11 protein-coding genes and 1 tRNA gene are annotated in these 14,024 nt (G+C 57.2%); 5 read left to right on the forward strand and 7 right to left on the reverse strand.

Annotation, left to right across the window (positions count from 1 at the left end; all coding sequences use genetic code 11):
• Positions 1-69 precede the first annotated feature (69 nt).
• Complete coding sequence (locus tag QEZ52_RS09360; protein WP_406649765.1) at positions 70-534, forward strand: Lrp/AsnC family transcriptional regulator; 465 nt, start codon at positions 70-72, stop codon at positions 532-534.
• Between the two features lie 165 nt (positions 535-699).
• On the opposite strand, the gene glnA is transcribed toward QEZ52_RS09360, so the two are convergent.
• Entirely contained in the window at positions 700-2,106 is a 1,407-nt protein-coding gene (glnA, locus tag QEZ52_RS09365; protein WP_406649768.1) for a type I glutamate--ammonia ligase, read from the reverse strand.
• 67 nt (positions 2,107-2,173) lie between these two features.
• Positions 2,174-2,512: a P-II family nitrogen regulator gene (locus QEZ52_RS09370; RefSeq protein WP_406649770.1), complete on the reverse strand. Its 339-nt coding sequence runs from the start codon at positions 2,510-2,512 to the stop codon at positions 2,174-2,176.
• Between the two features lie 180 nt (positions 2,513-2,692).
• Between QEZ52_RS09370 and QEZ52_RS09375 the strand changes: the two genes are divergently transcribed.
• Positions 2,693-4,288, forward strand: coding sequence for an NAD(P)H-hydrate dehydratase (locus QEZ52_RS09375; protein ID WP_406649773.1), 1,596 nt, complete (start codon positions 2,693-2,695; stop codon positions 4,286-4,288).
• Between the two features lie 33 nt (positions 4,289-4,321).
• Here QEZ52_RS09375 and QEZ52_RS09380 read toward each other — a convergent pair whose 3' ends face one another.
• A complete protein-coding gene (locus QEZ52_RS09380) occupies positions 4,322-4,825 on the reverse strand; it encodes a Hint domain-containing protein (RefSeq protein WP_406649776.1) in 504 nt (167 codons plus the stop codon).
• A gap of 189 nt (positions 4,826-5,014) precedes the next feature.
• On the opposite strand from QEZ52_RS09380, the gene QEZ52_RS09385 reads away from it, so the two are divergent.
• A tRNA-Leu gene (locus QEZ52_RS09385) sits at positions 5,015-5,099 on the forward strand.
• A 731-nt stretch (positions 5,100-5,830) separates the two neighbouring features.
• Here QEZ52_RS09385 and QEZ52_RS09390 read toward each other — a convergent pair.
• On the reverse strand, positions 5,831-8,140 hold the full coding sequence (locus QEZ52_RS09390; RefSeq protein WP_406649778.1) for a hypothetical protein: 2,310 nt from the start codon (positions 8,138-8,140) through the stop codon (positions 5,831-5,833).
• A 680-nt stretch (positions 8,141-8,820) separates the two neighbouring features.
• Here QEZ52_RS09390 and QEZ52_RS09395 point away from each other — a divergent pair.
• The gene (locus QEZ52_RS09395; RefSeq protein ID WP_406649780.1) at positions 8,821-9,552 is read left to right on the forward strand and encodes a hypothetical protein; all 732 of its coding nucleotides are present in this window, start codon (positions 8,821-8,823) and stop codon (positions 9,550-9,552) included.
• Here the strand turns inward: QEZ52_RS09395 and QEZ52_RS09400 are convergent.
• From QEZ52_RS09400 to QEZ52_RS09410, 3 genes are all read right to left on the reverse strand, one after another.
• Positions 9,483-10,277, reverse strand: a complete 795-nt coding sequence (locus QEZ52_RS09400) for a helix-turn-helix domain-containing protein (protein WP_406649782.1) — start codon at positions 10,275-10,277, stop codon at positions 9,483-9,485. The two genes, QEZ52_RS09395 and QEZ52_RS09400, sit on opposite strands and share 70 nt — an antisense overlap.
• A 284-nt stretch (positions 10,278-10,561) precedes the next feature.
• Positions 10,562-11,887 carry an aspartate aminotransferase family protein gene (locus tag QEZ52_RS09405; RefSeq protein ID WP_406649784.1) on the reverse strand — a complete coding sequence of 442 codons (1,326 nt, stop codon included), beginning with the start codon at positions 11,885-11,887 and terminating at the stop codon, positions 10,562-10,564.
• An 8-nt stretch (positions 11,888-11,895) separates the two neighbouring features.
• On the reverse strand, positions 11,896-12,654 hold the full coding sequence (locus tag QEZ52_RS09410) for a 3-keto-5-aminohexanoate cleavage protein (RefSeq protein WP_406649786.1): 759 nt from the start codon (positions 12,652-12,654) through the stop codon (positions 11,896-11,898).
• 290 nt (positions 12,655-12,944) lie between these two features.
• Between QEZ52_RS09410 and QEZ52_RS09415 the strand changes: the two genes are divergently transcribed.
• Entirely contained in the window at positions 12,945-13,832 is an 888-nt protein-coding gene (locus QEZ52_RS09415; protein WP_406649788.1) for a MurR/RpiR family transcriptional regulator, read from the forward strand.
• The last annotated feature ends 192 nt before the right edge of the window (positions 13,833-14,024 follow it).

Here is a 14,024-nt window from a genome sequence, read left to right on the forward strand (position 1 = left end):
AGCATTTTGCCTGATATTGAGTATGCTTCCGGGCAAGATGATGCAAATTTGGCAAGGAGCGTGAACAATATGCCTGTCATACTGGATGACACCGACAGGAAGCTTCTGGAGCTGCTTCAGCGCAACAATCGTCTGACGGCAGACGAGTTGGGGGACCATGTCGGAACGTCACGCTCGTCGGTTCAACGGCGCATGAAACGGTTCCGGGACGAAGGGGTCATCGAAGCGGACATATCCGTCCTGTCCGCCAAAGCCGTCGGGCGTCCTATGACCTTTATCGTAGAAGTGGAACTGGAACGTGAACGCACTGACCTGCTGGATGAGTTTCGCCGCTCAATGCTGGCGTTGGATGATGTTCAACAATGCTACTACGTCACAGGGCACACTGACTTCATTCTGATTGTCACGTCCGCGGATATGGCCGCATATGAAGAATTCAGCCGACAGGTGTTTACGGACAACCCCAACATTCGAAGGTTTCACTCAAACGTCGTGGTGAGCCGCGTCAAAGCTGGTTTGCAGGTGCCGCTTTAGCATTTCGGCCGGGGACATCTATTGTTCGACGAATGCCCATTCCGGTCTCAAACCGATCTTTGGGGGTGTTGCAGATCGCTCCCGGCGTGGGGCGCGGGCTGCAATACGATTGAAAAAGGGCGTCCCAGATCGGCACGCCCTTTTTCAGTTTTAACAGTCAGCAGCTCAGCAGCTGTAATACATTCCGAATTCCACCGGGTGGGGTGTGTGTTCGAACAGCTGGATCTCTTCCATTTTCAGCGCGATATAGCCGTCGATCTGGTCCTTGGTGAACACGTCACCCTGCAGCAGGAAGTCGTGGTCGGCGGCCAGCGCGTCGATGGCTTCACGCAGGGAGCCGCAGACGGTCGGGATGCCTTCCAGCTCTTCGGCCGGCAGATCGTACAGGTTCTTGTCCATGGCTTCGCCGGGGTCGATCTTGTTCTTGATACCGTCCAGGCCGGCCATCAACAGCGCTGCAAAGCACAGATAGGGGTTGGCAGCTGGATCAGGGAAACGAGCTTCGACGCGCTTGGCCTTGGGCGATTCAGTCCATGGAATACGCACACAACCGGACCGGTTGCGGGCCGAATAAGCGCGCAGAACGGGGGCTTCGAACCCGGGGATCAGACGCTTGTAGCTGTTGGTCGCCGGGTTGGTGAAGGCGTTCAGGGTTTTGGCATGCTTGAGGATACCACCGATGAAATACAGTGCCTCATCCGACAGATCGGCGTATTTGTCGCCAGCGAACAGTGGCTTGCCGTCTTTCCAGATCGACATGTTCACGTGCATGCCGGTGCCGTTGTCGCCATAGATCGGCTTGGGCATGAAGGTGGCGGATTTGCCATAGGCGTGGGCCACATTGTGGATCACGTATTTGTATTTCTGCAGCTCGTCGGCCTGTTTGGTCAGGCTGTCAAAGATCAGGCCCAGCTCGTGCTGGCAGGACGCAACCTCGTGGTGGTGCTTGTCGACCTTCATGCCCAGACGCTTCATGGTCGAGAGCATTTCGCTGCGCAGGTCCTGAGCTTCGTCGGTGGGGTTCACCGGGAAGTAACCACCCTTGAGGCCAGGGCGGTGGCCCATGTTGCCCATTTCATATTCGGTGTCGGTGTTCCATGACGCATCCGAGGCATCGACTTCGTAAGAGACCTTGTTGATGGTGTTGGAGAACCGAACGTCGTCAAACAGGAAGAATTCCGCTTCGGGGCCCATATAGGCCACATCACCGATGCCGCTGGACTTCAGATAGGCTTCGGCCTTCTGAGCGGTGCCGCGCGGGTCACGCTCATAGGCTTCGCCGGTGTCGGGTTCGACGATCGAACAGTGAATGCAGATGGTTTTTTCCGCATAGAACGGATCCACATAGGCCGACGTGGTGTCAGGCATCAGTTTCATGTCCGAGTTTTCGATCGACTTCCAACCGGCAATCGAGGAACCGTCGAACATAAAGCCTTCTTCGAGGAAGTCTTCGTCGACCAGGTCCACGTCTACGGTCACGTGCTGCAGCTTGCCGCGCACGTCGGTGAAACGAATATCCACATATGCGGCGTCTTCGTCTTTCATCATCTGGAGAACTGCGTCTACGCTCATTCCCTTGGTCCTTCTGATTGTCGAATTTCAGATTGCGTTACAGGGCCTGCCGGGGCAGGCCGGGCTATTACAGGGCGTCCGAGCCGGATTCTCCGGTCCGAATGCGAATGGCTTGTTCGACGGGGCTGACAAAAATCTTGCCGTCCCCGATCTTGTCTGTTTTTGCGGCGTCCACGATGGCCTCGACGGCGGCATCGACCTGATCGTCGTCCAGCACCACTTCGACCTTCACCTTGGGCAGAAAATCCACCACATATTCGGCACCCCGGTACAATTCGGTGTGGCCCTTTTGACGTCCAAAGCCTTTGACTTCGATCACGCTCAGCCCCTGGACGCCCACGTCCTGCAAGGCTTCTTTGACTTCGTCGAGCTTGAACGGCTTGATGATGGCTTCGATCTTTTTCATTGGCGGGCTCCTGGCAACGTGGTGCAAGCTTGTCTTGGGTGCTCAGATCACTTTCAAATCGCCGGGACAATCGGTTAGGCTGAAAACATTGGAGCCGCGTGACCTGAAAATCAGAAAATGCCCACTTTTTGTGCGGACTGCTCGAAAAATGAGCAAAATTGAATCCACGAAAGGGACCATATGGCAGAGGTTTTGACTGCGGGTCAGATGCGCGCGATTGAACAGGCGGCCATTGCATCCGGGTCCGTCACCGGGCTCGAATTGATGGAGCGGGCAGGGGCCGGAGTGGTCGCTGCCATATTTGAGGCGTGGCCCCAATGGCAGACGCGAGGGACCACCGCCTCGCGCTCTCCGGAGAATTCTGGCCAAGAAGACGCTCTGAAGGCCGTCGTTCTGTGCGGGCCGGGCAACAACGGTGGCGATGGGTTTGTCATCGCGCGGCTGTTGACGCAATCCGGTTGGGAGGTAACTGTGTCGGTGTTGGGAGATCCGGACAGGTTGCCGCCGGACGCCCGGACAAATTTCGACCGCTGGGTGGAACTGGGGACATACACACCGTTGACCAAGAACAGCCTGGGAACGGTTGAGACCGGGCCGGACCTGGTTGTGGATGCAGTGTTCGGAACAGGGTTGGCCCGCAAGATCGAGGGAGATCTGGTGGCTCTGTTTTCCCATCTTACGGCGTTGCGTGCAGAGACCGGCGTCAAATGCGTTGCCGTCGATATTCCTTCGGGGGTGTGTTCGGACAGTGGCCAGATATTGGGGATAGCCCCACGTGTGGATCTGACCGTGAGCTTCCACGCTGAAAAGCTGGGGCATACTCTGGGCCAGGTCCAGGACCATTCGTCCCGTGTCGTGGTCTGTGATATTGGATTGCCCCATGCAACACCTGCCGAGGCACGGACCCGCTATGCCTGGAAAACAGAGCCGCCCGATGCGGATTCATTGCGCAAAACACCCCTAGCGCAGAAATACAGCTATGGTCACGTGCTGGTTCTGTCCGGAGGCTGCGGCCGTACGGGCGCGGCACGGCTTGCCGCGCGATCCGCGCTGAGGGTTGGGGCCGGATTGGTGACATTGGGGGTGCCATGTGATGCCCTGACCGAGGTCGCCTGTCAGACTACGGCGGTCATGATGACCCAAGTCTCTGATGCGGCTGCCTTGAGGTCCGTGTTAGAGGACAGGCGGTTGAACACCCTGTGCATCGGACCGGGGCTCGGGTTGGATGAACGCGCGCGCAGCCTGGTCGAAACGGTTCTCGAACACCGACGCCCTGCAGTGTTGGACGCCGATGCGTTGACGATGTTTCGTGATGATCCCAAGGTGCTTTTTGCCCGGCTGCACGCAGGCTGTGTCATCACCCCGCATGGGGGCGAATTTGCCCGGTTGTTCCCTGATCTTGCCGAACGCCTGATGGCGACAGCGGACAAAGGACCAGCCTATTCCAAAGTCGATGCGACCCGATCAGCAGCCCAGCGGGCCGGGTGCACCGTTTTGTTCAAGGGAGCCGATACGGTCATTGCGACCCCAGATGGGCAATGCGCAGTGCATGTGGCCCAGTTCGACCGGTCGGCCCCGTGGTTGGCAACAGCCGGGTCCGGGGACGTTCTGTCCGGGCTTGTTGCAGGGCTGTTGGCACGGGGGATGTCCCCCATGCAGGCGGCAGAAACGGCGGCATGGCTGCACGTGCAATCTGCGCTGGATTTCGGACCTGGATTGATCGCCGAAGACCTTCCCGAGATCTTGCCGCACACACTGCGCAACCTGATAGGGTGATCCCGGGTCTGCGGCCCGCAGTGGTCATATGTGTCAGGCGGCGCTTTGCAACGGGGTCGCCGGCAAGGGGCCACATTCCACTTCCAACCCGCCTGCATAGACAATGTGGGGGCTGTCGAAATGCAATTGAAACAGGCACCGATCCATTTCGCCCAGATCAGTGATGAATTCGCCGTCGATCAGATCGCCAATTGCGGCCATCGCCTGGGACGCGCCGAAAACGGCCTTGGCGCGCCAGTCGCGGACCAGGATCCGGTGATCGGCGGGCAGGTCCATATCCTCTTCGGGGCGGGTGTCCCCCAGCGAACCCGCGGCAACCCGGACAGTCCGGACACGGCTGGTGGTCGAGGAAATACCCCTCAGAAGGACCAATCCCGCATCGCGCGAAATGATCTTGTCTCCGGCTACCAGATCCTCAACGGCGACTTCGCCCCGTTGGGTCAGAATAATCGTCCCGGTCAGAAAGCCCGTGATCGCGGGCTGCACAGGCGCAGACGGACTCCGCCCGCGGGCAGAGATGGTTTCTTGCATATTCATGGCAATACTCGCTCGGTTGCCTCATTTTTTTCTTAGAATGTGGCAAAAAATCGTTACTGCTGCGACCTTTTTCTGCCCGAGCGGATGAAATTGACAACTTGGGTGGCCAAACAGGCTCAGTTTCCTCTCGCATCCTAGGAGAAGCTTTGTTATTTAGCGCCGCACGCGCAGCACATAGCGCGTCAGGTTGCGGGTGTGGCGGAATTGGTAGACGCACCAGATTTAGGTTCTGGCGCCGCAAGGCGTGGGGGTTCAAGTCCCTTCACCCGCACCATCAAAACCTCTCTTTTTGCACGTTGTATCAATATATTATGGGCTTGGTTGCGTGTGTCGACCATACATTTTTCCCGTGTTTGGTTAAAACTTGGCTAGATCTACGTTTGGTTTTCCCGGGATGGGTGACCCCGTATCGCGTATCCATCTTGGTTCCGGCGCTGGTAAAACCGGGAGTACGAATCGTGAGATTCGCAAACCCAGTCATAAGAGCGCAAACACATCGGTGTGCGACGTGGATTTGGCATTGCTTGGCGTGGTGTGTTGGACCCCAACAACGTCTGCACCGCCAGCCGGAACACGCCGTAGCGTTTCGGATATGGATTCCGCGCTATAGCGTGCTTCTATGGACTCTGCTCGCCAGTGACAGAAGGGGCTTTTGATAGGTGCAACCACTCGCACGGCATTGACTGTGGTGCTGGCGGAAAAAACATGTGGGGTCGCCGCTGTGGCGCCAATGTCTTAATGGGTTCGGCAAACCACCATGTTTGATTGGGTTTCGTCAAAAATCGCTTTTGAAACCAGCCCGTGCTCCGGACTTAACGACGTGACGGTGGGAAACTAGAGGCCACTTGGGGCCGCGATGAATGGCGTGTCATCGCTCGCGCCTTGTGCCGCGCTGAACACGCTGTGTCGGGTGTCGCAAGATGGTCCTGGACCCGCGTTGACAATGGGTTCAGGCCACTTGCACGCGTTTGCGCAAGTGGCCTGTTTTGTTAGGTTTTTCAGAAGTTACAGCACTGTGTCCAACTGGACGTCGTCGACGCCCCAGGCGTAGGCAATGTTGTTCTTCTGGTGGAATTCCAGAACATTGGTGCCAACCAGCTGATCGGCTGCGTCAATCGAGAACTGCGACGCACCCAAACCGTTGTTCGGGGTGGTGTCCAGGTACCCGATGCTACTGCCGTTCAGGATCACTTCGACCTCGTCGGAGAAATCCACATCATAGCCGTTGAGCGACAGGATCAGTTCATCGGTGCTGCCAACAAAGTCAAAGCTCACGATGCCATCTGCATCGGACAAGCCGTTGAATTTGTTGCCATACGCCGCGCTCTCTGCGCCGTCGATTACCAGGGTTTCTTCGTGAGTCGGTGCAGGCGGCGGCGGTGGTGTGGTGTCCGTCGCCAGCTGAACATCATCAACACCCCAGGCATAGGCAATGTTGTTCTTCTGGTGGAATTCCAGAACATTGGTGCCAACCAATTGGTCGCCCGCATCAATCGAGAATTGCGACGCACCCAGACCGTTGTTCGCGGTGGTGTCCAGGAACCCGATGCTGCTGCCGTTCAGGATCACTTCGACCTCGTTGGAGAAATCCACATCATAGCCGTTGAGCGACAGGATCAGATCATCGGTGCTGCCAACAAAATCAAAGCTGATGGTGCCATCTGTATTGGACAGACCGTTGAAGTTGTTGCCATAGGCCGCGCTCTCTGCGCCGTCGATCACCAGGGTTTCTTCGTGGGTCGGTGCAGGCGGTGGCGGGGGCGGTGGGGTTGTGGTGTCCGTCGCGAGTTGTACGTCGTCGACGCCCCAAGCATAGGCAATGTTGTTCTTCTGGTGGAATTCCAGAACATTGGTGCCAACCAATTGGTCGCCCGCATCAATCGAGAATTGCGACGCACCCAGACCGTTGTTCGCGGTGGTGTCCAGGAACCCGATGCTGCTGCCGTTCAGGATCACTTCGACCTCGTTGGCGGCGTCAATATCATAGCCGTTGAGCGACAGGATCAGATCATCGGTGCTGCCAACAAAATCAAAGCTGATGGTGCCATCTGTATTGGACAAGCCGTTGAAGTTGTTGCCATAGGCCGCGCTCTCTGCGCCGTCGATCACCAGGGTTTCTTCGTGGGTCGGTGCAGGCGGTGGTGGGGTCGTGGTGTCCGTCGCCAGCTGGACGTCATCAACACCCCAGGCATAGGCAATGTTGTTTTTCTGGTGGAATTCCACAACGTTTGTGCCAACCAGCTGATCGGCTGCGTCGATCGAGAATTGCGACGCGCCCAGACCGTTGTTCGACGTTGTATCGAGGAACCCGATGCTGGTGCCGTTCAGGATCACTTCGACCTCGTTGGCGGCGTCGATGTCATAGCCGTTGAGCGACAGGATCAGATCATCGGTGCTGCCAACAAAATCAAAGCTGATGGTGCCATCTGTATTGGACAAGCCGTTGAAGTTGTTGCCATAGGCCGCGCTGGCGGCGCCGTCGATCACCAGGGTTTCTTCGTGGGTCGGTGCCGGTGGTGGTGGGGGCGGTGGGGTTGTGGTGTCCGTCGCCAGTTGAACGTCGTCGATGCCCCAAGCATAGGCAATATTGTTCTTCTGGTGGAATTCCACAACATTGGTGCCAACCAATTGGTCGCCCGCATCAATCGAGAATTGCGACGCGCCCAAACCGTTGTTCGCGGTGGTGTCAAGGAATCCGATGCTGGTGCCGTTCAGGATCACTTCGACCTCGTTGGCGGCGTCAATATCATAGCCGTTGAGCGACAGGATCAGATCATCGGTGCTGCCAACAAAATCAAAGCTCACGATGCCATCTGCATCAGACAAGCCATTGAAGTTGTTGCCATAGGCCGCGCTGGCGGCACCGTCGATCACCAGGGTTTCAACATGGGTCGGTGCCGGCGGTGGCGGCGGTGTGGTGTCGGTTGCCAGCTGGACGTCATCAACACCCCAGGCATAGGCAATGTTGTTCTTCTGGTGGAATTCCAGAACGTTGGTGCCAACCAGCTGATCGGCTGCGTCAATCGAGAACTGCGACGCGCCCAGACCGTTGTTCGACGTTGTATCGAGGAACCCGATGCTGGTGCCGTTCAGGATCACTTCGACCTCGTCGGAGAAATCAATATCATAGCCGTTGAGCGTCAGGATCAGATCATCTGTGCTGCCGACAAAATCAAAGCTCACGATGCCATCTGCATCGGACAAGCCGTTGAAATTGTTACCATAGGCCGCGCTGGCGGCGCCGTCGATCACCAAAGTCTCGTCGATGGACACGGCGAAGCCGTCAAGTCCGCTATAGGTTATTGTTCCTGTCATAAGAAAACCTCGTTGTCAGAATTTTGTTAGTCGTGAGTTTGTGGGCTATCGTCGCCAAGTCACGGATCGTCTCACTGCTCTGTGACATGGCCAAAGGGGCTCATTGAATGAGCCGCACGGCAGGACGACCGGACAACGCCAGTCACGCCAGCGGTGCGTCTTTCCGTTAGCGGCGTAACGTTCTAGTCACATGCCAACTCAACTACCCAGGTACATCTTTGGGCATTGGGCGCGCGCGCGGAAATTCTGTTTTGTGTCTGCATTTATACTAACTGCCTGTAATTAAATGAAACTTGCAGCGCAAGTGCTCGAATTTTTTTGATCCAGATAGGCATGGGCGCTAATTGGCGTCAAGATGGGAGTGGTGCGGTTTTTGCTTTTCAGTTGCGAATGAGTCCTCGTTGCATCAGTTCGGCGGGAGCAAGAGATCCCGTTTATTTCTTTTCGGCGCGGGCCATTCGCCTGTCCTGTACAGGCCCGGATCACCACCACGCCCGCGGTGTTCGGCGGGCAGGCGCGTTGAGAAAGACCACCATTCGCCACCGGTTGTGCACCAGCAGGTCAGCTGTCTCAAAACAACCCTAAGGGACGATTCTGTCGATTTTTGGGCGAAGTTGCTAAGCAGGTCGCGAGGGCCACAAAATTTGGTCCGCTAGGCAGAAAAACAAAGGATCACTGACATGGAAAGACCGAGCGACCTTGATGTGGCTAAGTTGTTTTCGTTGTGTTTGGAAAAAATGCGCGTGTTGGAGCTGGAAGTTGTACAGGTGACGGATTTTCAGGTTGCCGAAGAGCGCGCCCGATCCATGGGCAAGGCATCGTTTACCCCCATGTTATCGTCGAGTTTCAATGATTTCTCGAAGGATGACGCGTTTTGGTTGTTTCTTCAAAAAGGCAGCAAGGATGTGGGGTGCGTTGCCTGCCGCCGGGACAATCTCTATTCGGAATCCCTGTCCGAATTCTGGTCAAGAACCCAAAAGAGATACTATGGGTTGTGTGACGCCGGTGTGTCACATTCCCATGCTCCCATGGCGGTGAATGAAATCCGGGGGAGTGTCGCCTATCTGGGAGAGTTTTTCATTGCCGAAACAGCCAGAGGGTCGCGCAAACAGCTCGCGCTGTTCACGCATGCGTTGCACGCCTATGCACACCTGAAATGGAGACCGGATTGGTTGTATGCCTTTGTTCGGCTGGGTGACAATCGAAAAGGCTATGGTGTGGAATACGGGTTCAACCGGCATGTCCCGGCGGCACAAATTTGGCCATCGCCCCCGGACGGCAGGCAAAACAGCGAATATCTCACTGCTATTTCGCGTGAAGAAATTCTTCACATGGCAGATTGCTATTGGAGAAACCCGGATTTGTTTCTCAGCTTTGACTCACTCACCAGCGTCGAGAAATTCAGGACATAGGGTGTGCCTTCGCTGTCTTTTACCGGAAGCATGAGGCGCATGAAGCTGATCTCCATCGGGGCACTCATTCCCGGCATGTCGACAATTCGGGTTTGTGGGCTCAACAGCCCGATCCCGCTGTGAGAGACGGTTTGAATGCACTTTTTGAGACCGGCAAGATCGGCTTCATCCAAAGTGCGCAGAAATTGCGCCATCATATCGGTGTCGTGGGATTTCAGGGCTCGGGCTGTCAGGCTTTTGTATCCGACTTTGTGAATGGTCGGGATGGAATTGTCTGTATCCGGGCCACTGACGAGATCGAAATGTGGTTCCAACTGGTCGCAGGCTTCCAGCCTGCCACCGTTTTCCTGCCACCAGGACGACACCATATCAATCGTGGGCGGTTCTCCCATATCAACCAATTGTCTATGCGCCGATTGAAGGATGGCATTCACCAGATGCGACGCCTTGGATTCGACATTGTCGGCAGGGCGGATAGAAAACTCGGTAGCTTGCAGATCGTCGCTCTTGCGAAAAAGCTCACCCACATCGGTGCCCAGCGCTTCGGCTATGCGGGCTGCAAAATCAATGCTTGGCAGGCTGTTTCCGTTCAGGACAGTGGTTACCTTGTTGATGTTCTTGTACCCGGCAGCCCGCGACAGTTGTGCGCGGTTCAGGTCCCGGCTTTTCATCAGACGTGTGATGTTGGTTTTCAAAACATTCAATGTGCCCAGATTTGTCGTCATCCTATCCCCGCAAATATTGGGTAAAAATTTTGATACCTTGATATCAAAAAACATATACAGGTCAAGCGAGGTAGGGTCATCAACGTCGCGTCACGGTTGTGAGGGTGGGCCTGCGATCGGCCGCACTGGGCGTGTCGCACGCGCGGGTCGATGGTGAGCGTGGACAGCCGGGACCAGTATGCGTGACATTGCACGGCGATCAAGACCGCCGCGCGCCGCAGGCCGGGACGCGGGATGGGTGCGATCAAATTGGCCCGGTGGCCTGTGGCTCCGCAAAGGCCGGATTAACGGGGAAGAACCTGATTGATTGCCCGTTGCAGGCTGTCCAGCGCTGCGTCCAGTTCATCCTCGGTGGCAACAAATGGGGGGGCCAGCATGACGTGATCACCGACACGTCCATCGCGGGTGCCGGGCATCGGGTAACAGATCAGCCCTTCGGCAAAGGCGGCTTTCTTGAGCTTGGCTGCGATGCCGAGTTTGGGGTCAAAGGGTGTTTTGCTGTCGCGGTCCTGAACGAATTCGATACCGCGGAACATGCCCCGGCCGCGGATGTCACCCACATGCGGGTTCTGCCCGAACATGGCGTGCAGGCGGCTCTCCAAATGCTGTCCCAGCTGATGGGCACGGCTGGGCAGATCGCGGTCCAAAAGCTCCTGCATGACGGCCAGTCCGGCGGCGGCGGCGACCGGGTGGCCGACATAGGTGTGCCCGTGCTGAAAGAATCCGCTGCCACGTTCGACCGCCCCATAGATGTGATCGCTGCACAGCATGGCTCCGATTGGCTGATATCCCGCGCCCAGCCCTTTGGCGATGCACAGGATGTCAGGGGCGACACCATCGGCATCACAGGCAAACAGATGGCCCGTGCGTCCCATGCCGCACATGACTTCGTCCAGGATCAGCAGCACGCCATAGGTGTCACAGATTTCGCGGATACGTTTGAAATATCCCTCGACGGCGGGGACCGCGCCCAACGTCGCGCCCACAACCGGTTCTGCCATGAAGGCCATGACGGTCTCCGGACCCAGACGCAGGATTTCCTCCTCCAGCTCCTGCGCAACGCGTTGGCCGTAATCGAACTGGCTCTCATCTGCGCGGCGTTCGGCATATTCATAGCAGGGGGCAATATGGCTGACATCGACCAGAAGCGGCGCAAACTGTTGTCGGCGCCAGGCGTTTCCGCCCGCGGCCAGCGCGCCCAGCGTGTTGCCGTGATAGCTTTGGCGTCGGGCGATCAGATGACGCCGTTCAGGTTGGCCATTTTCAATGTGGAACTGACGGGCCAGCTTGATGGCGGCTTCGACCGCTTCGGAACCGCCCGATACGAAATAGACCCGGTCCAGATCGCCTGGTGCATGTTTGATCAGCAGATCGGCCAGCTGTTCGGCTGGTTCAGAGGTGAAAAACCCGGTGTGGGCAAACGCCACAGCGTCCAGCTGATCCTTGATCGCCTGGGTGACACGGTCGTTGGAATGCCCCAGGCAGGACACTGCTGCGCCGCCGGAGCCATCAAAATAACGTTTACCGCTGGCATCGATCAGAAAACACCCGTCACCGGCAACTGCGACGGGGGGCTGGGTGTGGCAATGGCGGGGGAAAACATGGCTCATGGGGGTCCTCATGCGGCGAGATGTGAGAGTTGCGCGGTCAAATCCGCGACCGAGGCGGCATTGTCGGGGTAAAGTGTTCCGTCAGCCGCGCATAAACTGTTTTCGAACCCGACCCGGATATCGCCACCCAGCCGGGCGGCCTGGATCAGGCAATTATGTTCGTTGGCCCCAAAGGCGCAAAGCATCCAGTTGGTTCCGGGATGGAGTGTGTCCAGCAATGGGGCAATCTCCTGTGGATTTGATGTCTGACCCGCGACGTAACGGCCCAGAACCAGAATGACGTCGCTCTGGCTGGGCCGAACGATGCCACGGGCGGTCCACGCCTGCAACAATGCTGCATCCGCCGTGTCATACAGGATATGCTGGACCCGTGTGCCATTGTCGGCGCAGGTCCCATAGACCGGATCGGCCAGCGCGGGTGCACGGGCGATTTCCCGGATCGAAATGCTGGCCCATTTCGGCGCGACCCGGTTCAATGTGTTCAGCTGTGCGGGGACATCAAATATCCCGGCGCTTTCGGTGGTGATCTGGACTGCCATGTCCGGCACCGCATTGGCCAGTTCATCCAACGCCTCGCGGTAGCGGCCCGGGTCCAGCGAATGGGCGCCGGCATCGTCGCGGACATGCAGATGCAACGCGTCGGCTCCGGCCCGGTGGCAGGACCGGGCCGTCGCGATGGTTTCGGACAGGGTCACAGGCAGGGCCGGGTGGTCGGCATGGGTGCGCCGGGCCCCATTGGGGGCCACCATAATCAGGGGGCGGGTCATGATTGGGGCCACATGCGCAGCCCCGGCGAGTCAAACAGCGGGCGATTTGTGACGATGGCGGCACACCGGTCTCTGGAACCTGCTCTGGCAAATGCCAGGTGGGGCACCGTCCAACGCCCGATGATGGCATCACAAATGACGACGACAGAGGTAAACGCGGGCAATGCGGGGGGCATGCAATTAATTCCTGTGACAGACCCGCACAGCATGTGCAAAAACAAGGGTCAGTCAATGTTGACAAAAAATAACATATGTTATGATCCTGGAGGGGCTCAGAGAGGATGGCGGGCATGGATCCGACGCTGAAAAATCGAACGCTCACAACGCTCAAGGAGGCGCTCCCAACATTGCCCCCACAGTTGCGTCTTGTCGCGAAATACATTGTTGATCACCCGTCTGATTTTGGGCTGGACCCGATCCGCGAAACCGCGCGCAAGTGCGATGTGAGCACATACACCCTGGTCCGTATGGCGCAGCAGCTGGGATTTGATGGCTATGACGCCCTGCGCGAGCCGTTTCGCCAAGCGCTGGTTTCTTCCAACGCGTTTGTCGAGCGGCCCGCCTGGTTGGATGCGCTGCGTGACCGGTCCCAATCCGGGCAGGTTCAGGCAGACGCGGCCGTCAATGCGATGGCGATTGTACAGCGGTCGCTGGAGCGGCAACAACCGGAACAGATGGAGCGGGTGGTGCACATGTTGCTGGGGGCGGACACCGTGTTTTTGACAGCGGTACGGGCCAGCTATGCCATGGCCTATTATTTACATTATGTTGGGCGTATGGCCTTGCCATCATTGCATTTAATTCCCCGTCACATGAGCAGTGCCATTGATGAATTGCATTCGGCCGGGGAAGGCGATGTGTTGATCGCCATCAGCGTGACGCCCTATTCGCGTGAAACAATCGAGGCCTGTAAATTTGCCCGCAGCAAGGGGGTAAAGCTGGTGATGATTTCAGACAGCGAATTGGTTTCCTCTGAATTTTCCGCTGACGAAACCCTGGTTGCCTCGGCGCTGTCGACCCATCATTTCGGCTGTTACGCAGGCGTGATGGCCGTGATCGAAAGCCTGTTGGCCCTATTGGTCAATTTGGGTGGGGATGCGGCCCGGGATCGAATCAAATCCTATGAAGACCTGCGCAAAGGAACCAAGGCATATTGGGATGGGCCAAAAAAACATTAGTTTTTGCCTGACCAATTCCGCACCTTTGGGGATGGGGCCGGTTTGGTGGAACGGTATGTAATGAATGTGTTTTTCAAGTGGTCGATCTGCCCGAATGGCGAAGATCCGGTATGCGCCCGGCGCAATGCCCAGGCGGTATTTTGCGTTTGGTCGGTCTGAGAGGGGAATTCTGTGGTATAGTTAGAGCATTGA

The sequence above is a fragment of the Aliisedimentitalea scapharcae genome (assembly GCF_045277565.1).
In the GTDB taxonomy this organism is placed as follows: Bacteria; Pseudomonadota; Alphaproteobacteria; order Rhodobacterales; family Rhodobacteraceae; genus Aliisedimentitalea; species Aliisedimentitalea scapharcae.

Excerpts from the sequence above, each read along its gene's own strand:
- QEZ52_RS09360 (WP_406649765.1), top strand. The coding sequence starts at position 70 with ATGCCTGTCATACTGGATGACACCGACAGGAAGCTTCTGGAGCTGCTT.
- glnA (WP_406649768.1), bottom strand. The coding sequence starts at position 2,106 with ATGAGCGTAGACGCAGTTCTCCAGATGATGAAAGACGAAGACGCCGCA.
- QEZ52_RS09370 (WP_406649770.1), bottom strand. The coding sequence starts at position 2,512 with ATGAAAAAGATCGAAGCCATCATCAAGCCGTTCAAGCTCGACGAAGTC.
- QEZ52_RS09375 (WP_406649773.1), top strand. The coding sequence starts at position 2,693 with ATGGCAGAGGTTTTGACTGCGGGTCAGATGCGCGCGATTGAACAGGCG.
- QEZ52_RS09380 (WP_406649776.1), bottom strand. The coding sequence starts at position 4,825 with ATGAATATGCAAGAAACCATCTCTGCCCGCGGGCGGAGTCCGTCTGCG.
- QEZ52_RS09390 (WP_406649778.1), bottom strand. The coding sequence starts at position 8,140 with ATGACAGGAACAATAACCTATAGCGGACTTGACGGCTTCGCCGTGTCC.
- QEZ52_RS09395 (WP_406649780.1), top strand. The coding sequence starts at position 8,821 with ATGGAAAGACCGAGCGACCTTGATGTGGCTAAGTTGTTTTCGTTGTGT.
- QEZ52_RS09400 (WP_406649782.1), bottom strand. The coding sequence starts at position 10,277 with ATGACGACAAATCTGGGCACATTGAATGTTTTGAAAACCAACATCACA.
- QEZ52_RS09405 (WP_406649784.1), bottom strand. The coding sequence starts at position 11,887 with ATGAGCCATGTTTTCCCCCGCCATTGCCACACCCAGCCCCCCGTCGCA.
- QEZ52_RS09410 (WP_406649786.1), bottom strand. The coding sequence starts at position 12,654 with ATGACCCGCCCCCTGATTATGGTGGCCCCCAATGGGGCCCGGCGCACC.
- QEZ52_RS09415 (WP_406649788.1), top strand. The coding sequence starts at position 12,945 with ATGGATCCGACGCTGAAAAATCGAACGCTCACAACGCTCAAGGAGGCG.